This is a genomic window from Allorhizobium paknamense, from assembly GCF_030815125.1.
Taxonomy (GTDB): domain Bacteria; phylum Pseudomonadota; class Alphaproteobacteria; order Rhizobiales; family Rhizobiaceae; genus Allorhizobium; species Allorhizobium paknamense.
The window spans coordinates 46,415-72,359 of sequence record NZ_JAUSWH010000021.1; the positions used below are offsets into that span (position 1 = coordinate 46,415).

General features: G+C 61.2%; 23 protein-coding genes. 11 read left to right on the plus strand and 12 right to left on the minus strand.

The window, feature by feature from the left end; translation table 11 throughout:
* Window position 1 precedes the first annotated feature (1 nt).
* Both QO005_RS21820 and QO005_RS21825 read right to left on the minus strand, forming a co-directional pair.
* Window positions 2-901 (minus strand): ABC transporter permease, encoded by a 900-nt coding sequence (locus QO005_RS21820; RefSeq protein WP_307160133.1) that lies wholly within the window; start codon window positions 899-901, stop codon window positions 2-4.
* Between the two features lie 33 nt (window positions 902-934).
* Window positions 935-2,008 (minus strand): ABC transporter ATP-binding protein, encoded by a 1,074-nt coding sequence (locus QO005_RS21825; RefSeq protein ID WP_307160134.1) that lies wholly within the window; start codon window positions 2,006-2,008, stop codon window positions 935-937.
* Window positions 2,009-2,500: 492 nt separating this feature from the next.
* On the opposite strand from QO005_RS21825, the gene QO005_RS21830 reads away from it, so the two are divergent.
* Window positions 2,501-3,520, plus strand: a complete 1,020-nt coding sequence (locus QO005_RS21830; RefSeq protein ID WP_370878135.1) for a GntR family transcriptional regulator — start codon at window positions 2,501-2,503, stop codon at window positions 3,518-3,520.
* A 163-nt stretch (window positions 3,521-3,683) separates the two neighbouring features.
* On the opposite strand, the gene QO005_RS21835 is transcribed toward QO005_RS21830, so the two are convergent.
* From QO005_RS21835 to QO005_RS21845, 3 genes are read right to left on the minus strand one after another with little or no spacing between them, the layout of a single operon-like run.
* Window positions 3,684-5,120, minus strand: a complete 1,437-nt coding sequence (locus tag QO005_RS21835) for an NAD-dependent succinate-semialdehyde dehydrogenase (protein ID WP_307160136.1) — start codon at window positions 5,118-5,120, stop codon at window positions 3,684-3,686.
* Window positions 5,121-5,162: 42 nt separating this feature from the next.
* Complete coding sequence (locus tag QO005_RS21840; RefSeq protein ID WP_307160137.1) at window positions 5,163-6,467, minus strand: NAD(P)/FAD-dependent oxidoreductase; 1,305 nt, start codon at window positions 6,465-6,467, stop codon at window positions 5,163-5,165.
* A 1-nt stretch (window position 6,468) separates the two neighbouring features.
* On the minus strand, window positions 6,469-7,827 hold the full coding sequence (locus QO005_RS21845) for a glutamine synthetase family protein (protein ID WP_307160138.1): 1,359 nt from the start codon (window positions 7,825-7,827) through the stop codon (window positions 6,469-6,471).
* A gap of 93 nt (window positions 7,828-7,920) precedes the next feature.
* Between QO005_RS21845 and QO005_RS21850 the strand changes: the two genes are divergently transcribed.
* From QO005_RS21850 to QO005_RS21875, 6 genes are all read left to right on the plus strand, one after another.
* Entirely contained in the window at window positions 7,921-8,076 is a 156-nt protein-coding gene (locus QO005_RS21850) for a hypothetical protein (protein WP_307160139.1), read from the plus strand.
* 158 nt (window positions 8,077-8,234) lie between these two features.
* Entirely contained in the window at window positions 8,235-9,197 is a 963-nt protein-coding gene (ytfQ, locus tag QO005_RS21855) for a galactofuranose ABC transporter, galactofuranose-binding protein YtfQ (RefSeq protein WP_307160140.1), read from the plus strand.
* Window positions 9,198-9,367: 170 nt separating this feature from the next.
* The gene (locus QO005_RS21860) at window positions 9,368-10,888 is read left to right on the plus strand and encodes a sugar ABC transporter ATP-binding protein (RefSeq protein WP_307160141.1); all 1,521 of its coding nucleotides are present in this window, start codon (window positions 9,368-9,370) and stop codon (window positions 10,886-10,888) included.
* On the plus strand, window positions 10,885-11,910 hold the full coding sequence (locus QO005_RS21865; protein WP_307160142.1) for an ABC transporter permease: 1,026 nt from the start codon (window positions 10,885-10,887) through the stop codon (window positions 11,908-11,910). Before QO005_RS21860 ends, QO005_RS21865 begins: the two co-directional genes overlap by 4 nt.
* Complete coding sequence (gene yjfF / locus QO005_RS21870) at window positions 11,907-12,881, plus strand: galactofuranose ABC transporter, permease protein YjfF (protein ID WP_307160143.1); 975 nt, start codon at window positions 11,907-11,909, stop codon at window positions 12,879-12,881. Before QO005_RS21865 ends, yjfF begins: the two co-directional genes overlap by 4 nt.
* Window positions 12,878-13,648 carry a FadR/GntR family transcriptional regulator gene (locus tag QO005_RS21875; protein ID WP_307160144.1) on the plus strand — a complete coding sequence of 257 codons (771 nt, stop codon included), beginning with the start codon at window positions 12,878-12,880 and terminating at the stop codon, window positions 13,646-13,648. Before yjfF ends, QO005_RS21875 begins: the two co-directional genes overlap by 4 nt.
* Here QO005_RS21875 and purU read toward each other — a convergent pair.
* The 7 genes from purU to QO005_RS21910 all read right to left on the minus strand — a co-directional run bounded on the left by purU (window position 13,624) and on the right by QO005_RS21910 (window position 20,739).
* Entirely contained in the window at window positions 13,624-14,508 is an 885-nt protein-coding gene (gene purU / locus QO005_RS21880; protein WP_307160145.1) for a formyltetrahydrofolate deformylase, read from the minus strand. The two genes, QO005_RS21875 and purU, sit on opposite strands and share 25 nt — an antisense overlap.
* 93 nt (window positions 14,509-14,601) lie before the next feature.
* The gene (gene glnT, locus QO005_RS21885; RefSeq protein WP_307160146.1) at window positions 14,602-15,909 is read right to left on the minus strand and encodes a type III glutamate--ammonia ligase; all 1,308 of its coding nucleotides are present in this window, start codon (window positions 15,907-15,909) and stop codon (window positions 14,602-14,604) included.
* 84 nt (window positions 15,910-15,993) lie between these two features.
* Window positions 15,994-17,322 carry an FMN-binding glutamate synthase family protein gene (locus tag QO005_RS21890; RefSeq protein ID WP_307160147.1) on the minus strand — a complete coding sequence of 443 codons (1,329 nt, stop codon included), beginning with the start codon at window positions 17,320-17,322 and terminating at the stop codon, window positions 15,994-15,996.
* Between the two features lie 14 nt (window positions 17,323-17,336).
* A complete protein-coding gene (locus tag QO005_RS21895) occupies window positions 17,337-18,023 on the minus strand; it encodes a GltB/FmdC/FwdC-like GXGXG domain-containing protein (RefSeq protein WP_307160148.1) in 687 nt (228 codons plus the stop codon).
* A gap of 14 nt (window positions 18,024-18,037) precedes the next feature.
* A complete protein-coding gene (locus tag QO005_RS21900; RefSeq protein ID WP_307160149.1) occupies window positions 18,038-18,943 on the minus strand; it encodes a class II glutamine amidotransferase in 906 nt (301 codons plus the stop codon).
* A 91-nt stretch (window positions 18,944-19,034) separates the two neighbouring features.
* Window positions 19,035-19,691, minus strand: a complete 657-nt coding sequence (locus QO005_RS21905) for a helix-turn-helix domain-containing protein (RefSeq protein ID WP_307160150.1) — start codon at window positions 19,689-19,691, stop codon at window positions 19,035-19,037.
* Between the two features lie 49 nt (window positions 19,692-19,740).
* Complete coding sequence (locus tag QO005_RS21910; RefSeq protein ID WP_307160151.1) at window positions 19,741-20,739, minus strand: GlxA family transcriptional regulator; 999 nt, start codon at window positions 20,737-20,739, stop codon at window positions 19,741-19,743.
* A 94-nt stretch (window positions 20,740-20,833) separates the two neighbouring features.
* Between QO005_RS21910 and QO005_RS21915 the strand changes: the two genes are divergently transcribed.
* From QO005_RS21915 to QO005_RS21930, 4 genes are read left to right on the plus strand one after another with little or no spacing between them, the layout of a single operon-like run.
* Entirely contained in the window at window positions 20,834-22,084 is a 1,251-nt protein-coding gene (locus tag QO005_RS21915; protein ID WP_307160152.1) for a sarcosine oxidase subunit beta family protein, read from the plus strand.
* A gap of 20 nt (window positions 22,085-22,104) precedes the next feature.
* Entirely contained in the window at window positions 22,105-22,374 is a 270-nt protein-coding gene (locus QO005_RS21920; protein ID WP_307160153.1) for a sarcosine oxidase subunit delta, read from the plus strand.
* Entirely contained in the window at window positions 22,371-25,334 is a 2,964-nt protein-coding gene (locus tag QO005_RS21925; protein ID WP_307160154.1) for a sarcosine oxidase subunit alpha, read from the plus strand. Before QO005_RS21920 ends, QO005_RS21925 begins: the two co-directional genes overlap by 4 nt.
* Window positions 25,327-25,854 (plus strand): sarcosine oxidase subunit gamma, encoded by a 528-nt coding sequence (locus QO005_RS21930; protein ID WP_307160155.1) that lies wholly within the window; start codon window positions 25,327-25,329, stop codon window positions 25,852-25,854. The genes QO005_RS21925 and QO005_RS21930 overlap by 8 nt, the downstream gene beginning before the upstream one ends.
* The last annotated feature ends 91 nt before the right edge of the window (window positions 25,855-25,945 follow it).

Below are 25,945 nucleotides of genomic sequence, written 5' to 3' on the forward strand. Positions count from 1 at the left end.
ATCACAGCTCCTTCCTGAGATCGACCACCCGGAGCAGCGCCGCAACGACCGCGCCCATAAGAATGGTGAGCACCACGCCCGCCACAGCGGCAAAGGCCCATTTCAGCGATCCGACCTGGGTGACGATGATATTGCCGAGCAGATTGACCTTGCGACCCGACAGCGCTGCCGAGGTTGCGAACTCCCCCAGCACCATGACAGAGACGAAAATGGCTCCGACCACCACACCCGGCATGGAGAGCGGCAGAATGATGGTGCGGAAGATGCGCCAGAAGCCCGCCCCGAGATCCTGCGCGGCTTCCAGCACCGACTGGTCGATGCGGCCCATCATGAAGGCGATGGGGCCGACCATGAATACGCAGTAGATCTGCGTCATGCCGATAATGACCGACAGTTCCGAAAACAGCAGCACCTCGATGGGATGATCGATGATGCCGAAATGGGTGAGGATCAGATTGATCGCCCCTTCCTTGCCCAGCATTGGCCGCCAGGCCAGAACGCGAATGAGAAAGGAGGTCCAGAAGGGAATGACGCAGAGGACGAGCAGCACCGTCTGGACGGTCTTGTTCTTCACGAACAGCCCGACATAAAGGGCTGCCGGATAGCCCACCACCAGGGTTGCGGCGAGCACGATCAGCCAGAGCCGCACCGTGGTCCACAACGCGCCGAGATAGGTATCGCTGGTGAAGAAGGTCACCCAGCTTTGCAGCGTCAGCACCGGCTCGATCTTGAAGGTGGTCTGCGTCCAGAAGGACACATAGACCATCATCAGAATGGGCAGCACCAGAAACAGGCTCATCCAGACAATGCCGGGCAGAAGCAGCCAGAGCGAGCGGTTGACGCGGCGCGGCGCTTCCGCCTCAGCCACCACCGCCTGTTGCGAGGAAACGACCGCCGTCATTGAGCGCCCTCCCTGAAGCTGTTTGTCAGTTTATCAAGCGAAAACAAGCGCATCCTCCCTTTTCCAGACGAGGGCGTAGCGGCCATGCTCCTGATAGGTTTCAGGTTGCTTCCGGCTGAGATGCGCCTCGACCTCGAACACCTGGCCGTCATCGAGATTGAAGAAGGAATTGACGGCAGAGCCCGAATATTCGGAGGCGAGGAAGGTGCCCTCGAAGCGGGCCTCATCCTCGGCAATGGGTGCCCCGAGCGGGCGGACATCGATCCGGTCATAGCGGATGGCATAGGCGGCCTCGGCAGCGGGCCTGAGGTGCGAGCCGAGCGGCAACCGCCCGGCGGCGGTGTGGAACACACCCTTTTCCGGCCTGCCGGTGAGCACATTGTAGCAATTGAGAAAGCGCGCCACCGCCGGAGATGCGGGATTGCTGTAAAGCTCGCCGGAGGGCGAGGCCTGGGCGATACGGCCACGATCCAGCACCAGAACCTGATCGCCCATGGCGAGCGCTTCGGTCTCGCTGCCCGTCACATGCAGGAAGGTGACGCCGCAGCGTTCGCGAATGCTGCGCAACTCGCCGCGCATGCGTGCCCTGAGATTGGCATCCAGCGCCCCGAGCGGCTCGTCCAGCAGCACCATGTTCGGCTCTGTCACCAGCGTCCGGGCCAGCGCCACGCGCTGCCGCTGCCCCCCGGAAATCTGGATGACGGCGCGATCCTCCAGCCCGGAGAGGCCGACAAGGGCGATCATCTCCCGCACCCGCGCCTTGACCTTGGCCGGATCGGTCACCGGATCCTTTTCCCGCTGCTCCAGCCCGAAGGCGATATTGCCCGCCACCGAAAGATGCGGGAAAAGTGCGAAATTCTGAAATACGAAGCCAATGCCGCGCTGGTGGGGCGCAAGCCCGTCGATGCGCCGCCCGCCGAACAACACCCGGCCACGATCCGGAGCCTCGAACCCGGCGATGACGCGTAGCAAGGTGGTCTTGCCGGACCCGCTCGGCCCCAGAAGCGAAATATAGGCATTTTCCGGTAGCGCCATGTCGACGCCATCCAGCGCCCGCTGGTCTCCGTAGGCCTTGACGATGCCGGACAGTTCTATCGCCGCACTCATGCTCTCGATCCCGGTTTGATGACAGCACCTGATCGAAGACAAGGCTTCGCCGTCGCCGGCATGACCTTCACGCCCACGTTTCAAGCCTCGGTCAGGCGCGCAATAGTGCGAACCGACACCTTCGAATTGTCTGTAGTGACTGTCGTCTGTTCCACTCCGCGCTTCTGCGAGCGCTTATGAAGCAACCATGACATAATTGATTTTTGTATTCAATGATCTTTTTTCAGAAAATGAACACAAAGAGAAGGCGCGACAAAGAAGACCTTGACACCCGGCAAAATGCCTTAAAATCCAGAGCAACAAGGCGGTTACGTCCGGAAACTCCACTCCCACTTCAGGACAATGCCTTGCTGGCGCTGTTTGGGCTTGATAAAAATCAGAAAGAAGAGATTTTATTCGGTATTCAAAGTTCATTTTTACCGCACTCAAAACGGCTGTTTGTGTGCAGGAATTCGATAGGCAGGCACGGGAGATGCGATATAAATGCTGATCATGAGCACGCCCACCGACGACCCTGCGATCAGCACCAGCCGCAAGCGATATGAAATCGCTGAGACCGTGCTGCGGCAAAATATTACCGACGGCACTTTACCGCCCGGTCTCGTGCTGCTTGAGGGGCCGATTGCCGACATTCTGCAGATTTCGCGCGTGCCGGTGAGCCGGGCGCTGCAACGGCTGGAAAGCGAAAACCTGGTGCACCGCTTTGCCGGGCGCGGTTTTCTGGTGGGGCCTGCGGGTAAGAACATCGAACCGATCCGCGCCGATATCCGCACTTTCGGCCTTGCCATTCCCGCCCATGCCGATGAGGCACTGCAGAGCCGCTCGTCCTGGGAGCGTATCTACAATATCGTTGAAGCCGATGTCGCGGGCTGCGTGGTCTTCGGCCAGTACCGCATCGTGGAAACCGAACTTGCCAGCCATTTCAACGTCAGCCGCACTGTGGTGCGCGATGTGCTGGCGCGATTGATGGAACGCGGTCTGGTGCGCAAGAACCAAAGCTCCCACTGGATTGCCGGTCCGTTGACGGCCCAGACCGTCAAGGACCATTTCGTGCTGCGGCGGATCGTTGAACCGCAGGCAATTGCCGCCAATGCCTCCGGCATCGGACGCCCTGCCCTGATGGCGCTGCTTGCCCGGCTCGGCGAACTGGAGCGTCTGGACCCGGTCCACCATGCCGGCTCCATCGAGGAGGTGCAGGGGCTTTTTCTGGAAACCTGCGTGCTCAGCGGCGCCAATGAACGGCTGAGCGACATGGCACGCAACAATCTCCTGCCTGTGCACGCGGCGGAACGGCTACTGCGCCGCCTTGGCCTGCCGAGCGATCCGGCAGTCGTCACCGAATTGCGACTGATCGTCGAGCTCTTGCTGCGCGGTGCCGTCACCGCCGCTGCCGCCATGATGGAAACCCATCTCGAATCCGCCGCCAATCGAATGATCGCGCAGATGAAGATCGTCGCGATCATCCCCGGCCCGAGCCAGACCGCCGCCTATCTGACACGGGTGCAGGAATAGGCTTTGCGCATTTCCGGACGGAAATGCGCAAAGCCTACTGCATAATTCCTTAAATCGGAATCGATTTAAGGATAAAATTATGCAGCAGATGTAAAGCGTTACAGCGAACCTTTGTGCGCCATATATGGCGCACGGCGCTGTAAAAGTTGCGGTCTTTCAGCCTTCAAATCAGCTTCTTCGTCACGAATTTCGGCTGGAGATAGGCTTCGATACCCTCAGCGCCACCTTCGCTGCCATAGCCCGAATCCTTCACGCCGCCAAAGGGCGTTTCCGGCAGGGCGAGACCGTGCTGGTTGATGCTCAACATGCCGGTTTCCACATCCTCGGACAGGCCGTTCATCGTCTTGGCCGAACGGGTGAAGGCGTAGGCCGCAAGGCCATAAGGCAGCCGGTTTGCTTCCGTCACCGCCTCGTCATAGGTCTTGAAGCGGCTGATCAACGCCACGGGGCCAAAGGGCTCATCGATCTGAATTTTTGCGGACCGATCGGTTTCAAGCAGGATGGTTGGCGCGAAGAAATTGCCGCGATTGCCAATGCGCTCGCCACCCACCAGCAGCTTGCCGCCGTGCTTCACGGCATCTTCGGTCAGTTCGGCCATGGCCGAGAGGCGCCGTTCATTGGCCAGCGGCCCCATGGTGACATCCGGCTCCAGACCGTCGCCGACCTTCACCTTGCTGACCTCGTTTTCGAAATCGGCCACGAAATTGTCAAAGGCCTTGTCCTGCACCATGAAGCGGGTGGGCGCGATGCAGATCTGGCCAGAATTGTAATATTTCACCCGCGCCATGGTCTTGACCGCGCTTTGCAGGTCAGCGTCGTCAAAAACCAGCACGGGCGCATGCCCGCCAAGCTCCATGGTAATCCGCTTCATGTGCTTGCCGGCCATCTCCGCCAGCAACTTGCCGACAGCCGTCGAGCCGGTGAAGGACACTTTGCGAATGACGGGATGGGCGATGAGATAGGAGGAAATTTCCGAGGGCACGCCATAGACGAGGTTGAGAACGCCCTCAGGCAGACCCGCATCCACGAAGGCCTTGATCAGGGCAGCGCAACTGGCCGGGGTTTCCTCCGGGCCTTTGACGATCATCGAGCACCCGGCCGCCACCGCCGCCGAAATCTTGAGCACGGCCTGATTGATCGGGAAATTCCACGGCGTAAAGGCCGCCACCGGCCCCACCGGCTCCTTGATGACATTCTGCACGATATCAGGACCCCGCGCCGGGATGATCCGCCCATAGGTGCGGGTTGCCTCCTCGGCAAACCAGCAGATGGCTTCGACAGCGGAATTGACTTCGTTACGAGCCTGCTGGAGCGGCTTGCCCTGCTCCATGGTCAGCACCGGCGCAATTTCTTCCACCCGCGATTTCAGGATGTCCGCCGCCTTGCGCATGACGTTCGCGCGGTCGAAGGCGCTCGTCTTGCGCCACACGGCAAAACCGGCGGCGGCAGCCTCCAGCGCATCATCCAGATCCTTGCGATCCGCCTTGGCCAGCTTGCCGATCACCTCGCCGGTGGCGGGGTTGACGACATCGATCGCACCGCCACCGCCGGAACGCCAGCTGCCACGGATGAGAAGATCGGTATCGGGATACTGTGCCATCGTCTATTCTCTTTCTTCAAAAAAATTCAACCCAAAGCGGTATCAAAGACCCAGGCGGTCACGCAAGCCGTACCACCAGGCTCCCAGCACCGTCAGCGGCACCCGGAAGGTCTTGCCGCCCGGGAAGGGATAGGCCTTCAAGGACGACCAGACGTCAAACCGGCCCATCTGGCCGCTCACTGCCTCACCCAGGATCTTCCCCAGAAGATGGGTCGTGGTGACGCCATGTCCACTGTCGCCATGCGAGAAAAACACAGTGTCCGAAAGCCGGCCCATATGCGGAATGCGCGTCAAGGTGAGGGCAAAATTGCCGCTCCAGGCAAAATCGATCTTAACAGATTGCAATTGTGGGAATGTTTTCAACATATTGGGCCGGATCACGCCTGTGAGGTCCGCCGGGTCCTGCCCGCCATAGCCGATGCCGCCGCCATAAAGCAGGCGGTTGTCGGCGGTGCGTCGATAATAATCCAGCACATAATTGGCGTCTTCCACGCAGTAATTGGCGGGCAGCAGGCTTTCGATCAGCGCCTTGTCCAAGGGCTCGGTCGCCATGACCTGCGAGGAGACCGGCATCATCTTTTCGGTGATTGCCGGCAGCAGACTGCCGAGATAGGCATTGCCGCACACCAGCACGAACCGCGCCTTGACCCGGCCCGCCGCCGTCTTGACCACAGGTTGTGCGCCTGTCTCGACATCGATGACGCGGCTTTTTTCAAAAATCTGCCCGCCCAGCGCCTCTACCGCCCGCGCCTCGCCCAGCACCAGATTGAGCGGATGGATATGGCCGCCGAACCTGTCGATCATGCCCCCGGCATAGCGGTCGCTCTTCACATAGCGCCCGACCTCGGCCCGGGATACCATTTCCAGCCCGGAATGGCCGTGCTTTTCCCAGTGCGCCCGTACCGCGTCCATTTCACGGATCTGCTTTTCCGTAAAGGCGGCAAAGAAACCGCCATCCACCAGATCGCATTGAATATCGTATCGCGCCACCCGTTCGCGAATGATCTGGCCGCCTTCCAGCGACATTTCCCCAAGCTTGACCGCCTTGTCGGCCCCATAACGCTTGGCGATGGTTTCGAGGTCGCGGCTATAGCCGTTGACAATCTGCCCGCCATTGCGGCCCGATGCGCCGAAGCCGATGCGCTCGCCTTCGAGAACCACGACCTTGTAGCCGTTTTCCGCCAGTTGCAGCGCCGCCGAAATGCCGGTGAAGCCTGCACCGATGACGCAAACATCCGCCTCGATCTCGCCCTGCAAGGCTGGACGCAGCAGCTTGTCATTGGCGCTGTGGGCATACCAGGTGTTGGCATGGCCGGGATTGGCAGGAGAAGTGCTGCTGGTCTTCATCTCACACGGTCCGGATATAGGCGTCATATTCCACATCGGTGACGCGCAGGGAAAATTCGGAAAGCTCCTGCTGCTTGCAGGCGGTGTAGAGGCCGCGATATTTCGGCCCCAGCGCCGCATAGGCAAAGCTGGAGCGGGCAAAGCGCTGCAGCGCATAATCCCAATTGGTCGGTAGAGGCTCGTGATTGATGGCATGATCGTCGCCGGTGATCGCGCCGCCCGGCGAAAGCTTTTCCTTCATGCCTGCCAGGGCGGCGGACAGGATCATCGCCAGCACCAGATAGGGATTGGTATCGGCTCCCGCCACGCGATGCTCGATCCGCGTTGCGGGCTTCGAGGCGGTGATCACCCTGACCGCCGCCGAGCGGTTATCGAAGCCCCAGGAGGCATAGGTCGGCGCATGTTCGGAAGGGCGCAGCCGGCGATAGCTGTTCTGGTGCGGCGCAAAGATCGCCATGCTCTCGCCCATGTTTTCCAGAAGCCCGCCCACGGAATGCATCAGCCTTTCCGATGGGCCCTCCTCACCCACATAGATATTACGGCCCGCCTGATCGAGCACCGAAAAATGCACATGCATGCCGCTGCCCGCCTGCATGCCATAGGGCTTGGCCATGAAGGTGGCATCGAGTTCATTGGCGCGGGCAACGCTTTTGACGATGCGCTTCAAGAGCACGGCATAATCTGCCGCCGCCAGCGCATCCGGCACGTGATTGAGGTTGATTTCATACTGGCCGGGGCCATTTTCGCGCAGCGTCGTATCGGCGGGCACGTTCTGGGCGCGGGCGGCGGTAGAGATGCCATAGAAGACCTCCTCGAAATCCTGAAGCTCGGAAATCGAGAGCACCTGCGTCTGGCCGGTATGCCAGCGGCCTTCACGCGTATTGGGCGGACGCACCGGATCGAGCGCTGACCGCACGGGGTCGATCAGGTAGAATTCCAGCTCCGTCGCCACCACCGGCGTCAGGCCCGCCGCTTTATACCGCTCCAGCACATTGGCCAGCACGCGGCGCGGATCGGCATAGAAGGGCTCGCCATTCACCTGCATCTGCAGCAATACCTGCGCGGTGGGCCGTGAAAGCCACGTCACCCGCGACAGCGTGCCTGGCACGGGAAAGCACAAGCCATCCGGATCGCCAGTGCCTTCCGCCAGCCCCGCAGCGTTAACGTCGCGGCCCCAGACATCGAGCGCATAGACGGAGCGCGGCATGGCCATGCCCTTGGTCAACACGTCGAGCGCGCGTTCCCGCGGGATCCATTTTCCGCGCGGCACGCCATTCACATCGATGACAAAAGCTTCAAGAACCTCAATGTCTGGGTTCTTCTCGAAAAATTGCAGCGCCTCTTCAGCGTTGAGCATCATGCACCCGGCAGGACGGTGCGGATCGATCCGCCACCGTGGAGAGAGATGGACCAGCCGCACAAAATCACCCGAAGTCGAAGGCAGGCGGCCAGGATGGAACAGAAGCTTAGACCGTTCGCCAGCATTTTGGAAGGCCGTGGCTGCGGGGTTCAGGCAGAGGTGCTTGGCAAGGGAAAAAGCCGTGTTACTCTTTGCATGCCAGATCACTTAAATATCGGCAGGCGAATTGCTGCAATGCAGCATAAATAATCATATTATTCAGCTTTACACTTTCTTCATTCTGGACTAATTCAAGAATGCGCTGTGGAGGCAGCGCCTGGAGGAAGAGGAAACTTCAGATTTTCATGCATAGACCAGCGAAACTCAAGTTTTCGCGGCGCTCTTCTATGCCTTTGGGGAGGAAATCCATGTCTATACTTCGTAAGCTTGCGCTTGGCGCAGGCATGTTGGCGCTCGCCTCGACGTCGGCCCTGGCGGCAGGCATGACGGTCGGCTTCTCGCAGATCGGCTCGGAATCCGGCTGGCGCGCGGCTGAAACCTCGGTGACGCGAATGGAAGCCGAAAAGCGCGGCATCACGCTCAAATTCGCCGATGCGCAGCAGAAGCAGGAAAACCAGATCAAGGCCATTCGCGGCTTCATCGCCCAGGGTGTCGATGCCATTCTCGTGGCGCCCGTGGTGGCGACCGGCTGGGAAGACGTGCTGACCGAAGCCAAGGAAGCCAAAATCCCTGTCATCCTGCTCGACCGCGGCGTCGATGCGCCGAAGGATCTCTACCTCACCTCCGTGGCCTCCGATCAGGTCAAGGAAGGCAAGGTCGCTGGCGACTGGCTGGTGAAGACCGTGGGTTCCAAGCCCTGCAAGGTGGTAGAGCTTCAGGGCACCGTTGGCTCCACCCCGGCCATCAACCGCAAGAAGGGCTTCGAGCAAGCCATTGCCGGGCACTCCAACATCACCATCGCCCGCAGCCAGACGGGTGACTTTACCCGCGCCAAGGGCAAGGAAGTGATGGAAGGCTTCCTGAAGGCCGAAAACGGCGGCAAGGATATCTGCGCCATGTATGCCCATAACGACGACATGGCTGTCGGCGGCATTCAGGCCATCAAGGATGCCGGGTTGAAGCCGGGCAAGGATATTCTGGTGGTCTCCATCGACGCTGTGCCGGATATCTTCGCGGCCATGGCGGCAGGCGAAGCCAATGCCACCGTGGAGCTGACGCCGAACATGGCAGGCCCGGCCTTCGATGCGCTGGACGCCTACAAGAAGACCGGCAAGGAGCCGGAAAAGTTCATCATCACCGAATCCAAGCTCTATACGCCCGCCGAGAATCCCAAGGGCGAATATGAAAAGCGCAAGGGTCTGGGATACTAGAGCCTTTCCAGGAAAAGTGGGAACCGGCTTTCCGCCCGGAAATGCGTAAAAACAAAGAGTTAGAGCATTTCATTGTTTCCGTGAAACACCGAAATGCTCTAATGGATTGGCCGGGCGGGCACTTAAGGCCGCCCGGCCCTCTTCAACCGCCTTGCAGGATTGCCAAGACGATGAACGAACCTTATGAACCGGTCCTTTCGGCCAGTGGCATCACCAAGATCTTCGGCGCTCACCGGGCGCTGGACGGGGTGGATTTTGCGTTGCGCCGCGGCGAAATTCACGCGCTGCTGGGGGAAAACGGCGCTGGAAAATCCACCCTGATCAAGATTCTCACCGGCGCCTATTCACCGGATGGCGGCGAGATTCGCGTCGATGGCGAGGTGATGCAGTTTTCCGCGCCGCTTCAGGCGCAAAAGGCGGGTATCGGAACGGTCTATCAGGAGGTCAATCTGCTGCCGAACATGACGGTGGCGGACAATCTCTATATCGGCCGCCAGCCGCGCCGCTTCGGCCTTGTCGACCAGAGGCGCATGGCCCTGGACGCGACCGAAACGCTCTCGACCTATGGCCTCGACATCGATGTTCGCGCAGAGCTTTCCACCTTTTCCGTTGCCGTCCAGCAGATCGTTGCAATTGCCCGCGCCGTCGATCTTTCCGGCAAGGTGCTGATCCTTGATGAACCGACGGCGAGCCTCGACCGCTCGGAGGTCGAGAAACTCTTCGAAATCCTGCTGATCCTGAAGAAACGTGGGCTGGCCATCGTCTTCATCACCCATTTTCTCGATCAGGTGTTTGAAATCTGTGATCGGGTGACGGTGCTGCGCAATGGCCGTCTGGTCGGCAGCGAGCCGATTTCCGGACTGGAACGCACCGCGCTGGTACGGATGATGCTGGGCAAGGATCTGGCCTTCGCGCAGGCCGAGGTCGGTGATGACAACGGTGCACCCGGCGAAGCGCTGATGCGGTTTGAAAATGTCGGCCTCACCGGCAAGGTCCACCCCTTCGATCTCACCATTCATCGCGGCGAGGTGGTCGGGGTGGCAGGGCTGCTGGGTTCCGGGCGCACGGAAATGGTGCGACTGATGTTTGGCGTCGATGCCGCCGATAGCGGTGTTCTCCACCTCGACGGCAGGCAGATCAAGGTCAGTTCTCCGCAACAGGCGGCAAGCCTGGGCTTCGGCTTTTGCCCGGAAGACCGCAAGGTGGACGGGATTTTCGGGGATCTTTCGGTGCGCGAGAACATCGTGATCGCCCTTCAGGCCAAGCTCGGCTGGTTCAAGGCGCTGAACCGCGACGAGCAGATGGAAATTGCCGGAAACTTCATTGAAGCGCTGGATATCCGCACGGCGTCCGCCGATCTGCCGATCAAGCTTTTGTCCGGCGGCAACCAGCAAAAGGTCATTCTGGCCCGCTGGCTTGCCACCGATCCGCGCTTCCTCATTCTTGACGAGCCGACACGCGGTATCGATGTCGGCGCCCATGCCGAAATCGTGCGCATGATCAGCCGCCTCAGGGAAGACGGGCTGGCGCTGGTGGTCATTTCGTCCGAACTCGATGAAATCGTCAGCTATTCCTCCCGCGTCGTGGTCATGCGGGATCGGGCCATGGTGGCGGAACTGGATGGCGCGGATATCAATCCCGGCGCCATCGTGCAGGCCATTGCCGCCGAAGCCACGGAGACTGCCGCATGAAAATTCTCTCTCCACGCCGCTATGTCACGCCGCAGCTTCTGGCGCTCATCGGCGTTCTGGTCTTCAACTGGCTGGTCTTTCCCGGCTTCTTCGCCATCACCTGGCAGGATGGCCGCTTTTTCGGCAGCCTGATCGACGTGATCAATCGCGGCGCGCCGGTGGCCATTCTCGCCATCGGCATGACGGCGATCATCGCCACCAAGGGGGTGGATCTCTCGGTCGGCGCGGTCATGGCCGTGGCCGGTGCCGCTGCCGCCCTTTGCGCCACGAGCGGCCAGCCACTGATCGTCACCCTTGCTGCGACGCTGGCGCTTGGGCTTTTGTGCGGCGTCTGGAACGGCGCGCTGGTGGCTTTTCTCGGCATCCAGCCCTTCGTGGCCACGCTGGTGCTGATGGTGGCGGGGCGCGGGCTGGCGCAATTGATGACCGCCGGTTCCATCGTCACCTTCAACGATCCGGGCCTGATCTTCATCGGCACCGGCTCCGTGCTCGGCCTGCCCATGCCGGCGGTCATCGCCATCGTGCTGATGCTGGCCGCCCATTTCATCATGCGGCGCACCGCTCTTGGCCTCTTCATCGAAGCCATCGGCACCAATCGCTCGGCGGCGACCTATACGGCCATCCGCACCCGTTCGCTCATCCTCGGCGTCTATGCCTTCGGCGGGCTGGCCGCCGCCATTGCCGGCACCATTGCCGCCGGTGACATTCGCGGCGCGGACGCCAACAATGCCGGGCTCTGGCTGGAGCTGGACGCTATTCTCGCCGTGGTGATCGGCGGCACCTCGCTGATGGGCGGGCGCTTCTCCATCCCGAAATCCGTGCTGGGCGCACTGATCATCCAGGCCATGAACACAGGCATTCTCGTTTCCGGCTTTCCGCCGGAATTCAACCTCATCGTCAAGGCGGGGCTCATCATCATCATTCTGGTGCTGCAATCGGCAAAGCTTTCACATCTCTTTGCCGGTCGCCAGAGCAAGACAGCCGCCCTTCCCCTTCGCAAGACTTCCGAGAGGACCGGATGAACCCGCGCTACCGGCCGATTGCCGCCACGACCCTGATCTTTATCGTCGCCTACGGGCTCTGCATCCTGCAATATCCGGGCATGTGGTCCACGCGCGTGCTGGGCAACTTCCTGACCGACAACGCCTTTCTGGGCATTGCCGCCGCGGGCGCCACCTTCGTCATCCTGTCCGGCGGCATCGATCTGTCCATCGGCGCGGTGATCGGGCTGACAGGCGTGATCGTCGCGCTGCTCGTCTCGCATCTCGGCATGCATCCGCTGGCCGCTTTTGCCATCGTGCTGGTGCTGGGGGCCTGTTTCGGGGCGGCCATGGGCGCGGTCATCCATTATCTCCAGGTGCCGCCCTTTATCGTCACACTGGCGGGCATGTTTCTGGCGCGCGGACTGGCCTCGGTGCTCACGCAGGATTCGGTTCCGATCAATCATCCCTTCTTCAAATGGGTGAGCAGCCTCTATATCCGCCTGCCGCAGGGGGGGCGATTGAGCGCCATTGGGCTGACCATGCTGCTGGTGTTCGTCGTCTGCGGTTTCATTGCCCACCGCACCCGCTTCGGCTCCTATGTCTATGCCATTGGCGGCAACAGCCAGTCGGCCTCGCTGATGGGCGTTCCGACGGCTGAAGTCACCATCGGCATCTATGCGCTGTCGTCCTTCCTTGGCGCCCTGGCGGGCATTGTCTATGCGCTTTATACCTCGGCGGGTTATCCGCTGGCGGCGGTGGGCATCGAGCTTGACTCGATTGCCGCCGTGGTGATAGGCGGCACGCTGCTGACGGGCGGCTATGGCTTCGTGTTCGGAACGCTGATCGGCGTGATGCTGCAAGGGCTAGTGCAGACCTATATCGTCTTTGACGGCACGCTCTCCAGCTGGTGGACGAAAATCGCGATCGGGTTCCTGCTCTTCATGTTCATCCTGCTGCAGCAACTGGTCTTCACCGCGCAAACCGGCAGGGTCAAGAAGGCGCACGCATGAGCGAACCGGGGAGCCTGCTTCGCTCGCTCTCGGGGCAGGCACGGCCACGCAATTTCCACTCCCATGTCATCCACGCCCTCGGCAGCGGCGTGATCGCAGGCCAGTTTCCGCAAGGCTCCACCCTTCCCGGCGATGCCGAACTCTGCGACCAGTTCGACGTCTCCCGCACCGTGCTGCGGGAGGCGATCAAGACGCTGGAGGCAAAAGGACTTCTGGAATCCCGCCCCAAGGTGGGCACCAAGGTGACGCGGAAAAACCATTGGAACCTGTTCGACCCGCAGGTTCTGGCCTGGTATCTCGATGCATCGCCGGATCGGGAATTCCTGAAAAGCCTGCATGACGTACGAATGGCGCTGGAACCGCTGACGGCAGCGCAAGCGGCCAGCTTTCGCTCCGGCGACCAGTTGCGCCTCATGCATTACTGGCTGAGGCAAATGGAGCTCTCCCAGGCGGAACCGCTGAATTTCTGCCTGGCCGACTTCGAACTGCACCTGATCATCGCCGATGCCAGCCGAAACCCGTTTCTACGCGCCGCCTACGGCATGGTGGAACTATCCCACGCCTTCGCCTATCTCCACATCGTCGCAAACGATCGCCAGGACGCTTTGGCACCATTTCTCGATCCGCACCGCATGCTGGTGACCCAGATCGAACGCGGCGATCCGCAAGGGGCCACCAGCGCCATGCAGGCCGTGATCCTGCTGGACCAGATCACCGCCCTCAACCAGATTGATCACCAATCTCACCCCATGCGCTCGGAGGCATAGGAGCCTGGGCTGGCCGGGAAGACCACGGTGCGGTTGCCATTGATGAAGGTGCGGTGATGGATATGCGCATGGATGGCGCGCGCCAGCACCTGCGCCTCGACATCGCGACCGATGGAGACGTAATCCTCCGCCGATTGCGCGTGCGTAATGCGCGCCACATCCTGCTCGATGATCGGGCCTTCATCGAGATCGGCGGTGACATAATGCGCCGTCGCACCGATCAGCTTTACGCCGCGCTCATAGGCCTGCTTGTAGGGGTTTGCCCCCTTGAAGCTTGGCAGGAAGGAGTGGTGGATGTTGATGATCCGCCCCGACATCTTCTTGCACAGATCATCTGACAGCACCTGCATGTAACGTGCCAGCACCACAAGCTCCGTGCCGGTCTGCTCCACCACGTCCATCAGCTGCGCTTCCGCCTGCGGCTTGTTTTCCTTCGTCACCTTGATGTGGTGGAAGGGAATGTCGTGGTTCACCACCACCTTCTGATAGTCGAAATGGTTGGAGACGACGCCGACGATCTCGATGGGCAGCGCGCCGATCTTCCAGCGATAGAGCAGATCGTTCAGGCAGTGGCCGAAGCGCGAGACCATCAGCAGCACCTTCATGCGCTGGCTGGCATCGTGGAAGTCCACATCCATCGCGAATTTTTTGGCAATCGGCTCGAAGCCCTTCACCAGTTCCTCGCGGGTCACGCCTTCTTCCGAGATGAAGCTGACGCGCATGAAGAATTTGCCGGTGCCGAGATCGTCGAATTGCGATGAATCGACGATGTTGCAGCCCTTCTCCGTCAGAGAGCCGGAAATCGCCGCCACAATGCCGCGCGTCGAAGGGCAGGTTACGGTCAAAACATAGGTCTTCATCGTCGTCCCGGTTTATGTACTGATATGTCGCGCAAAGAGATGCAGCCTCGGGTCAAGCCCGAGGATTGCGTTGGGTATAGGGTATGGCGCGCTTCAGATATCCAGCGTCGTCTGGTGTTCCCAAGCGGTGAATTGCGAGCAGAACGTGCTCCACTCCCCATGCTTGAGCTTGAGATAGGCGGCTGAAAACTCCGTGCCGAGCGCCGCCTGCAATTCGCCATCGGCCTCATAGGCCCGCAGCGCATCGAGAAGGTTCAGCGGCAGTTTCGGCGCATCCTTCACCAGATGGCCTTGCGTGTACATGTCGATATCGTGATGCGGTCCCGGATCGGCATTGCTCTTCATGCCGGAAAGCCCCGTGGCAATGATGATCGCCTGCAGCAGATAGGGATTGACCGCGCCATCCGGCAGACGAAGCTCGAAACGGCCCGGCCCCGGCACACGCACCATATGGGTACGGTTATTGCCAGTCCAGGTGACGGTATTCGGCGCCCAGGTTGCGCCAGAGACCGTGCGCGGAGCATTGATGCGCTTGTAGGAATTGACCGTGGGATTGGTCACGGCGGCCAAGGCGGAGGCATGTTTCATGATGCCGCCGAGGAAGGTCTTGCCCTTGGCGGACAGACCAAACGGCATGGCCTTGTCGGCAAAGGCGTTGGTCTTGCCATCGAGATCCCAGACCGAGATATGGGCATGGCAGCCATTGCCCGTCAGGCCCTTGAAGGGCTTGGGCATGAAGGTGGCGCGAAGGCCATGCTTTTCCGCCACGGATTTGACCATGAACTTGAAGAAGGAATGCTTGTCCGCCGTCTTCAGCGCATCGTCATATTCCCAGTTCATCTCGAACTGGCCGTTCGCATCCTCATGGTCGTTCTGGTAGGGCTTCCAGCCCAGTTCCAGCATGTAATCGCAGATTTCGGCGATCACGTCGTAGCGGCGCATCAGCGCCTGCTGGTCATAGCAGGGCTTGTCGGCGGTATCGAACTCATCGGAAATCTTCGAACCATCGGCGGAGATCAGGAAGAATTCCGGCTCCACCCCCGTCTTGACACGAAGCCCCATGGACGCGGCTTCCTCGACCAGCTTCTTCAGCACCACGCGCGGAGCCTGTTCCACCGGCTTGTCATCCATGACGCAATCGGCAGCGACCCAGGCCACATCCTTCTTCCACGGCAACTGGATGACGGAGGATGCATCCGGCACGGCGAAAAGATCCGGGTGAGCGGGCGTCAGGTCCAGCCAGGTGGCGAAACCGGCAAAGCCCGCGCCATCCTTCTGCATATCGGCAATGGCCTCAGCCGGTACCAGCTTGGCGCGCTGGGCGCCGAACAGGTCCGTATAGCTGATCATGAAATATTTGATGCCGCGCTCGGCGGCGAATTGGGCAAGATCCTGTGTCACGTCGTTCCCCTGATTTTTTGGATTTGGACACATGTTAGATAAAAAGTGCCCGCGCCCTTGGGAGGAATGCGCGGACACCTGATCTCAGAAACCGGCCTTGCCGGGATACCAGCTGGTGCCGGCCAGCGGCACCTGCGCCATGGCGGCGGCTTCCATGGTGAGAGCGCAGAGGTCTTCCGGCTCCAGATTGTGCAGTCGGTTATGGCCGCAGGCGCGCGCAATCGTCTGCGCTTCCAGCGTCATCACCTTGAGGTAATTGGCAAGGCGGCGACCGGCGAGAACGGGGTCGAGGCGGGCGGCCAGTTCCGGGTCCTGGGTGGTGATGCCAGCCGGGTCCTTGCCCTCATGCCAGTCGTCATAGGCCCCGGCTGTGGTGCCGAGTTTGCGATATTCCTCTTCCCAATGCGGGTCGTTATCGCCGATGGCGACCAGCGCCGCAGTGCCGATGGAGACGGCATCGGCCCCGAGCGCCAGCGCCTTTGCCACATCCGCGCCGGATCGAATACCGCCGGAAACGATCAGTTGCACCTTGCGATGAAGCCCAAGATCCTGCAACGCCTGCACCGCAGGGCGAATGCAGGCAAGGGTCGGCATGCCCACATGTTCGATGAACACATCCTGCGTCGCGGCAGTGCCGCCCTGCATACCGTCCAGCACCACCACATCGGCACCGGCCTTCACGGCAAGGGCCGTATCATAATAGGGCCGTGCGCCGCCCACCTTCACGTAGATCGGCTTTTCCCAATCGGTGATTTCACGCAGCTCGAGGATCTTGATTTCCAGATCGTCCGGGCCGGTCCAGTCCGGGTGGCGGCAGGCCGAGCGCTGGTCGATACCCTTGGGCAGATTGCGCATATTGGCGACGCGGTCGGAAATCTTCTGGCCGAGCAACATGCCGCCGCCGCCGGGCTTGGCGCCCTGGCCCACCACCACTTCGATGGCGTCCGCGCGCCGCAGGTCCTTGGGGTTCATGCCATAGCGCGAGGGCAAGTATTGATAGACCAGCTTTTCAGAATGGCCGCGCTCCTCATCCGTCATGCCGCCATCGCCGGTGGTGGTTGAGGTGCCGGCCAGCGTCGCGCCGCGGCCCAGCGCCTCCTTGGCATTGCCGGACAGCGCGCCGAAACTCATACCGGCAATAGTGATCGGAATTTTCAGCTCGATCGGCTTCTTGGCAAAGCGCGTGCCGAGGACCACCGAGGTATCGCATTTCTCGCGATAGCCTTCCAGCGGATAGCGCGAAATCGACGCGCCGAGAAACAGCAGGTCATCGAAATGCGGAACCTTGCGCTTGGTGCCGCCGCCGCGAATATCGTAAATGCCGGTGGCAGCGGCGCGGCGGATTTCCGCCAGCGTATGATCGTCAAAGGTCGCGGATTTGCGCGGCGGCGTATTCGGGTTGTGGTAGCTCATGATGTCACCTTCGCTCAATACGCTTCGGCATTGTCGATATTGAAGTTGTAAAGCTTGCGGGCCGAGCCATAGCGCTTGAACTCTTCCGGCTTCACGCCGGTCACACCCGCCTTTTCCAGAAGCTCGGCCAGCTTTTCCAGATGCTTCGGCTTCATCTGCTTTTCGATGCAGTCGGTGCCGAGGCTCTTGACGGTGCCGCGCACGAAAAGCTTTGCCTCATAAAGACTGTCGCCCAGCGCCTCACCGGCATCGCCCAGCACCACGAGATGGCCGGATTGCCCCATGAAGGCCGACATATGGCCGATGGACCCATGCACGACGATATCGATACCCTTCATGGAAATGCCGCAGCGCGAGGCGGCATTGCCCTTGATGACCAGCAGCCCGCCGCGCCCCGTGGCGCCGGCATATTGGCTGGCATCACCTTCGATCACGACTGTGCCGGACATCATGTTTTCCGCCACGCCGGGACCGGCGGAGCCGTGGACGGTGACGGTGCCACCGTCATTCATGCCCGCGCAGTAATAACCGACGGAGCCCTTCACCTCGACGGTGACCGGACTGTCGATGCCGACGGCGACGGAGTGTGCGCCACGCGGATTGACCACCTCGAAGGCCGTGTCATTTGAACCGGCGCTCAGATTATGCAGCGCGCTGTTCAGTTCCCGAAGCGGGGTGTGAGAAAGATCGAAAACAGGCATTACAGATTCCCCAATCAGGCTGCTTTTTCGTGGTCCCAGAAGTACACGGTCGCCGGTTCCGGCTCCCAGACGCGGGCCGTTTCAATGCCCGGCAGGTTCACCAGCGCCCGATATTCGGAACCGAAGGCGACGTACTGATCAGTCTCGGCCATGACTGCGGGCTTGCAGGCAATCGGGTCACGCAGCACGCCGAAGCCGGTGCGCGTGCCGACGACGAAGGTGAAGAAACCGTCAAGATCGGACAATGCGCCGGTCAGCGCTTCGCCCAGATCCTTACCCTTCTCCATTTCGGCGGTGAGGTAGGCGGCGGCAACTTCCGAGTCGTTCTGCGTCTCGAAACGCATGCCCTGGCGGATCAGCTCGCGGCGCAGGTTGTTGTGGTTGGAGAGCGACCCGTTATGCACCAGGCACTGGTCTGCGCCGGTGGAAAAAGGATGGGCGCCCAGCGTGGTGACGGCACTTTCGGTTGCCATGCGGGTATGGCCAATGCCATGGGTGCCGCCCATGGCGCGGACATCGAAACGGGCGACGACATCCTTCGGAAGACCGATTTCCTTGAAAATCTCGACGCTTTCACCAGCCCCCATGATGCGGATGGAGGGGCGGATACCGGCAAGCGCTTCCCGCACCCCGGCCACCTTGTCCGCGGCCACTTCGATGACGGCATGGGTGCTTTTCACCGTGACGGAGGCAGCAAAACCGGCCTTGGCCAGCGCCTCTTCAAGCCCTGCGAAATCCGCCTCAGGCGTGGCGGACTGAACCGTCACCTTGCCCTTGCCGGACGCCGCGCCGCCATAGATAGCAATGCCGGCGGAATCCGGTCCGCGATCCGTCATGGTGATCAGCATATCGGACAGAAGGCTGCCCAGTTGAGGTTCGAGGCTTTTGTCCTTCAGGAACAATCCAACAATGCCGCACATGGCCGCGATCTCCAATTTGACGTTGGAGATATGGCTAGCACCGGCAAAAGCGGAAATCAATCACTGAGAATAAATTTTTCTTTTCGGGAAACTACTTCTGCTGCGGGTAGGAGATGATCGAGAGATAGCGGGCCGGCAGCTTCACCAGTTCCTCCGGCCCATGCGGGGCATCCGCATCGAAGAACAGGCTGTCGCCTGGCTGCATGCGATAGAGCTTTTCGCCGTGGCGATAGATCACCTCGCCTTCCAGCATGTAGAGAAACTCCATGCCCTCATGTTGAAAGGTGGGAAACACGTCGGATTCGGTGTTGAGCGTGATGAGATAGGGCTCGACCGTCACGCCGGAGCTGTTGTTTTCGATATGGCCAAGCAGGCTGTAATGATGGCCCGCGCGCGTACCACGCCGTTCCAGATGCACACCCTCGCCCGCCTTGACGAAGCTTGCGCTGCGCGGCTCCTCATAGCCTTTGAAAAAGGCGGTGATCGGCACGCCGAGCGCCTTGGAAAGCGATTGCAGCGTGCCAAGCGAGGCAGAGATATTGCCGTTTTCGATTTTTGACAGCATGCCCACCGACATGCCGGTGGCGGCGGCAACATCGGCAACCGTCAGGCCCAGTTTCTTGCGGAACGTGCGCACCTCATGGCCGATCGCCATTTCGAGCGTATTGGCGCGGGGCTCACGAACCGCATGCGGGTCCTGCGCCAGCGCCAGTTTGGCCGCCCGTTCCGATATGCTGTCCTTGGCCATGCATTCCCCATCCTGATTCTGCAACTCAGCTCTGTTTAGATATTGGTTTCTACGTGTTTCCGGACGGAAAACCGGTTCCCACTTTTCCTGGAAACACTCTAGTCGATTTCGGCTGCATCCCAAAACGCGCAAGAAAGGCGCGCGAAAAATGCGAGGCGCTGGAAAAGCCGGTGGCAAAGGCGATCTCCGAAATCGACAGCGGGCTTTGCTCCAGCAGTTTGCGGGCATGGGTCAGGCGAATATCGCGGTAGCGCTCCAGAAATGTCGTGGCGAGTTCCTGCGCAAACAACCGGTCCAGATGACGCGGCGTCACGCCCGCCAGCCGCGCCATCGCCTGCCGGGACAGCGGGCTTTCGATGGTATTTTCCATCGCTTCCAGCACCGTCACCAGGGCCGGATGCCGGGTGCCAAAGCGCTCCTGGCTGGCGCCGCGCTGCGGGCCTTCCGGCTCGGCCACGGCCGTATGCAGATACCAGTCCACCACCCGTCTGGCAAAGGCGGTGCCTAAACGCTCGGCAATCAGCGCATGCATCATGTCCAGCGCCGCCACCCCGCCGCCGCAGGTGATCCGCTCGCCGTCCAGCACATAACGGGCCTGTTTCGGCTGACGCTCAGGAAAGGCTTCCGCCAATGCTGCGGCATATTCCCAGTGGATGGTGAAGGCATGATGGTCCAGCAACCCCGCTTCCGCCAAGAGATAGGAGCCGCCGGAAATCCCGCCGAGCCGCACCCCCTGCCGTGAAAGCCGCCGTACATGCGGATAAGCGGCGGTGGCAGCGCGCCAGTCCGAGGGATTACCGCCTGCAACGACAAAGAGGGTGTGGAGGGGAGACGTTGCTTCCGTGAGCGTCCTGCACGGCACGGCCAGACCGCAGGAGGCCACCACCGGCGCGCCATCCACCGAAAACGGCACCACCTCGTAAAGCGGGCTCTGCGCCAGAAGATTGGCGGCCCGGAGCGGTTCGGTGGCCGACGCATAGGACATCAGCGCAAAATTCGGCGTCAGCAAAAAGCCGATAGTCTGGGTGGTGGAAGCGAGATATGACATGTCTCTTTTCTATCCTATCATGTCCCATTCATGCAATTTCATTCCACCGAACTGCATCACTCTCTTTGCATCTTCATGACGTGAGATCGAGGCGATGCGCTTTTCCGCTCTTTCCATCCTTCTGAATGGCCTTCGGGGCAATCGCCACTGGTCCGCCCATTGGCGGCAGCCAGAGCCGAAACCGCATTATGACGTGGTGATTGTCGGCGGTGGCGGGCATGGGCTGGCGACGGCCTATTACCTCTCCAAGGTCTTCGGCATCCGCAATGTGGCGGTGATCGAAAAGGGCTATCTCGGCTCCGGCAATATCGGACGCAACACCACCATCATCCGCTCCAACTACCTGTTGCCCGGCAACAATCCCTTCTACGAATTTTCCATGAAGCTCTGGGAAGGGCTGGAGCAGGATTTCAACTTCAACGCCATGGTCTCGCAGCGCGGCGTGCTGAACCTCTATCATTCCGACGCCCAGCGCGATGCCTATACAAGGCGCGGCAATGCCATGCGCCTGCATGGCGTCGATGCCGAATTGCTGGACAGGGCGCAGGTGCAGGCCATGCTGCCCTTTTTCGATTACGAAAATGCCCGCTTCCCCATTCAGGGCGGGCTGTTGCAGCGGCGCGGCGGCACGGTGCGCCATGATGCCGTGGCCTGGGGCTATGCGCGCGGGGCCGACAGCAACGGCGTCGACATCATCCAGAATTGCGAAGTTATCGGCATTCGTCGCGAGGGCGGCAAGGCCGTTGGCGTGGAAACGACACGCGGCTTCATTGGCTGCAACCGCCTGGCGCTGGCGGCTGCCGGTCATTCCTCCCGCGTGGCGGAGATGGTGGGGCTGAAACTGCCGCTGGAAAGCCATGTGCTGCAAGCCTTCGTCTCCGAGGGGTTGAAGCCCTTCATCGATGGCGTTGTCACCTTTGGCGCGGGACATTTCTACGTCTCCCAGTCCGACAAGGGTGGCCTCGTCTTCGGTGGCGATATCGACGGCTATAACTCCTATGCGCAACGCGGCAACCTCGCCACCGTCGAACATGTTGCAGAGGCTGGCAAGGCGATGATCCCGGCCCTGTCGCGCATCCGGGTGCTGCGGTCCTGGGGCGGCGTGATGGACATGTCGATGGATGGCTCGCCGATCATCGACAAGGTGCATCTCGACAATCTCTACCTCAATTCCGGCTGGTGCTATGGCGGTTTCAAAGCCACGCCCGCCTCCGGCTATTGCTTTGCCCACCTGATTGCCAGGGGCGAACCGCATGAAACCGCCCGCGCCTTCCGGCTGGATCGCTTCGCGCGCGGATATGTCATCGACGAAAAGGGCCAGGGTGCCCAGCCGAATCTTCACTGAGTTCTGGAAAGCAGCATAACATGGCAAGCCTTATTCCCTGCCCTCATTGCGGCCTGCGGCCCAAGGAAGAATTCACCGTCAGGGGCGCGGCGCTCTCCCGGCCCGATCCGCAGGCCGGGCCGGAGGTCTGGTTCGACTATGTCTATCTGCGTGACAACCCGCGCGGCGCTTACGAGGAATATTGGCACCATACCTCCGGCTGCCGCCGCTGGCTGGTGGTGAGCCGCGATACGGCAAGCCATGAGGTGCATGGCGCCCGCGATGCCGCCCAAAAGGAGGCTGCAGAATGACCTCCTCCCGTCTTTCCAAGGGCGGCCTGATTGACCGCAGTCAGGTGGTGAATTTCACCTTCGATGGCAAAAGCTATCGCGGCGCGGCAGGCGATACCTTGGCCTCCGCGCTTCTGGCCAATGGCGTGCAGCTTGTGGGCCGCAGCTTCAAATATCACCGCCCGCGCGGCATCCTGACCGCAGGGGCCGCCGAGCCCAATGCGCTGATGACCATTGGCCGGGGCGGCCGCACGGAGCCCAATACCCGCGCCACCATGCAGGAGCTTTACGAGGGGCTGGAAGCGCAAAGCCAAAACCGTTGGCCGAGCCTTGAGCACGACATTGGCGCGCTGAACGGCCTGCTCTCGCCCTTCCTCAGCGCCGGTTTCTATTACAAAACGTTCATGTGGCCGGGAAAGCTCTGGGAAAAGCTCTATGAGCCCTTCATACGCAAGGCCGCCGGTCTTGGCAAGGCGGCCTATGAGGCGGATCCCGACACCTATGAGAAATGCTGGGCGCATTGCGACCTGCTGGTGATCGGCGGCGGTCTCGCCGGTTTGACGGCAGCCCTCACCGCAGGCCGCGCCGGGGCTCGCGTAATGCTGGTGGATGAACATGCCCGTTTTGGTGGTGGCTTGCTGGCAGAGACGGCGCTGATCGACGGCAAACGCGCTGCCGATTGGGTCTCCGAGACGATTGCAGAGCTGGAAAGCCTGGCGAATGTGGAGCTTCTCACCCGCTCCACCGCCTTTGGCTGGTATGACGGCAATGTCTTCGGCGTGGTGGAACGGGCACAGAAACATCTGGCGGTTCCCGCCGCCCACCGCCCCGTGGAACGGCTGTGGCGGATCATTGCGCGGCAAGCCATTCTCGCCACCGGCGCGGAGGAACGCCCGCTGGTCTTCGGCGGCAATGACATTCCCGGCGTGATGATGGCAGGCGCCATGCGCCGCTATCTCAACCAGTTTGCCGTAGCGCCGGGCAAGAAAACCGCGATCCTCACCACCAATGACAGCGGTTATGCACTAGCCGCCGATCTGGAAGCCGCAGGCCTTGAGGTGACGGCACTGATCGACAGCCGCCGCGATGCCGCCAGAGTCTGGACCGGCAAGGCACGGCTGGTGCGCGGCGGCTTCGTCTCCGATGCCCATGGCGGCAAGGCACTGACCGGCATTGACCTCTGGCGCGAGGGCCAGACCGAGCGGCTGGAGGTGGATGCGCTGGCTATGTCGGGCGGCTTCTCGCCCATCATTCATCTAGCCTGCCATCGCGGCGGCAAGCCGGTCTGGTCGGATCACCATGCGGCCTTTCTCGCACCTTCCCGGCTGAAGGGCCTGACACTGGCCGGTGCGGCTACGGGAGAATGCGGGCTGGCGGCGGCGATGGCCTCCGGGGCTAAGAGCGCGCAAGAGGTGCTGGCAGAGCTTGGTTTTTCCTCTCCGGCATTCGCAGGCCCGGTGATCGAGGAAGCCTATCCGGCCCATCCCGCCAAGCCGGTTTTCACCATTCCCGGCGTCAAGACCAAGGCTTTCGTGGACTTCCAGAATGACGTCGCCCGCTCCGATCTCGGCCTTGCCGTGCAGGAAGGCTATGGCCATGTGGAACTGGCCAAGCGCTACACCACCAACGGCATGGCGACCGATCAGGGCAAGCTCTCCAATATCAACGCCATCGGCCTGCTGGCCGAAGCGCGGCATCTCTCGCCTGCCGAGGTCGGCACCACCACCTTCCGGCCCTTCTACACACCCGTCTCCTTCGGGGCCTTGGCAGGCACCAGCCATGGAAAGCATTTCCAGCCGGTGCGCAAATCGCCCTTGCATGACTGGGCCGCGAAAAATGGCGCGACCTTCGTGGAAACCGGCCTGTGGTATCGCTCAGCCTGGTTCCCGCGCCCGGGCGAAACCGGCTGGCGCGAAAGCGTGGACCGGGAGGTGAAGAATGTCCGCCTCAATGCCGGGATCTGCGATGTGTCCATGCTGGGCAAGATCGAGATCTGCGGCGCGGATGCGGCGGAATTCCTGAACCGCGTCTATTGCAATGCCTTCCTGAAACTGCCCGTCGGCAAGGCCCGTTATGGGCTGATGCTCAGGGAAGACGGTTTCATCTATGATGACGGCACCACCAGCCGCCTCGGCGAAGACCGCTATTTCATGACCACCACCACCGCCTATGCGGCGGGCGTGATGAACCATCTGGAATTCTGTGCGCAGGCGCTCTGGCCGGAGCTTGACGTGCGGCTTGCCTCCGTCACCGATCAATGGGCACAGATGGCCGTAGCCGGGCCGAAGTCACGGGCCATATTGCAGGAGATTGTCGATGACGACATCTCCAACGACGCCTTCCCGTATCTCGCCGCGAAGGACGTCTCCCTCTTCGGTGGACGGCTGAAGGGGCGGCTCTTCCGCATCTCCTTCTCCGGCGAACTGGCCTATGAACTGGCTGTGCCCGCCGATTTCGGCGAAGCCACCGCCGATGCCCTGATGGAAGCAGGCAAGCCGCATGGCCTGATGCCTTATGGCATCGAGGCGCTGGCTGTGCTGCGCATCGAAAAGGGCCATGTTACGCATAACGAAATCAACGGCACCGTGGTGCCCGCCGATCTCGGTTTCGGCAAGATGGTGTCGCAGGCAAAACCGGACTTCATCGGCAAGCATATGCTCTCCCGCGAGGGGCTCGCGGACCCGGAGCGTCCGCAACTGGTCGGCGTTCTGCCGCTCGATCCGGCGACAAGCTTCCGCAGCGGTTCGCATATCCTGAAGAAGGATGCAGAAGCGACGCTGGAAAACGATCAGGGCTATGTCACCTCCTCCTGCTTCTCGCCGCATGTGGGCTCCACCATCGGGCTGGCGCTCGTCAAGGGCGGGGCATCCCGCCATGGCGAAGAGGTGCAGATCTGGAATGCGCTGCGCAATGAATATACGAGCGGGCGGCTGGTCAGCCCGGCCTTTGTCGATCCGAACGGGGAGAAGCTTCATGTCTGAGACGCTGCGCAGCACATTCCCGCTGACCCGCCGGGCTCCTGCCACGCCCATCACGGCCAGGCTGCCGGAGGGCTTCGTCTTCAAGCCGCTCTCAGGCGCCATCCTGCACCTGATGGCAAGGCCGGCAGAGATCGAAACCGCAAGGCTGAAGGCTGAACTGACAGGCGTGCCGGATACCGCGCTTCGCCCGACCGGCCCCGGCCAATGGTTTCTCGTGCTGGAGGATGCAACCGAGGCAGAGGCGTTGGCTACAAAGCTATCCACTCTCGTTGCCGTGGTCGATCAAAGCCATGGCCGCGCCCGCTTCCTGCTCTCGGGCAAGACTGTGCGCCGTGTGCTGGCGCGGGGAACGGCCGTGGATCTTCATCCCTCGACCTTCGCCATCGGCCAATCCGCCATGACGCTCTTTGGCCATATCGGCATCAACCTGACCCGTGTGGGTGAGGATGATTTCGAACTGCTGGTGCTGCGCGGTTTTGCCCAGAGTTTGCAGGATGAGTTGCTGGAGGCAATTTACTAGGCTGTAGTGACAAATTAGTTATTTGATCCATAGCATTATGCTGGCGAGCTTAATGAAACCGAGAAAGTTGGCGGCGAGTTTGTCATATCGC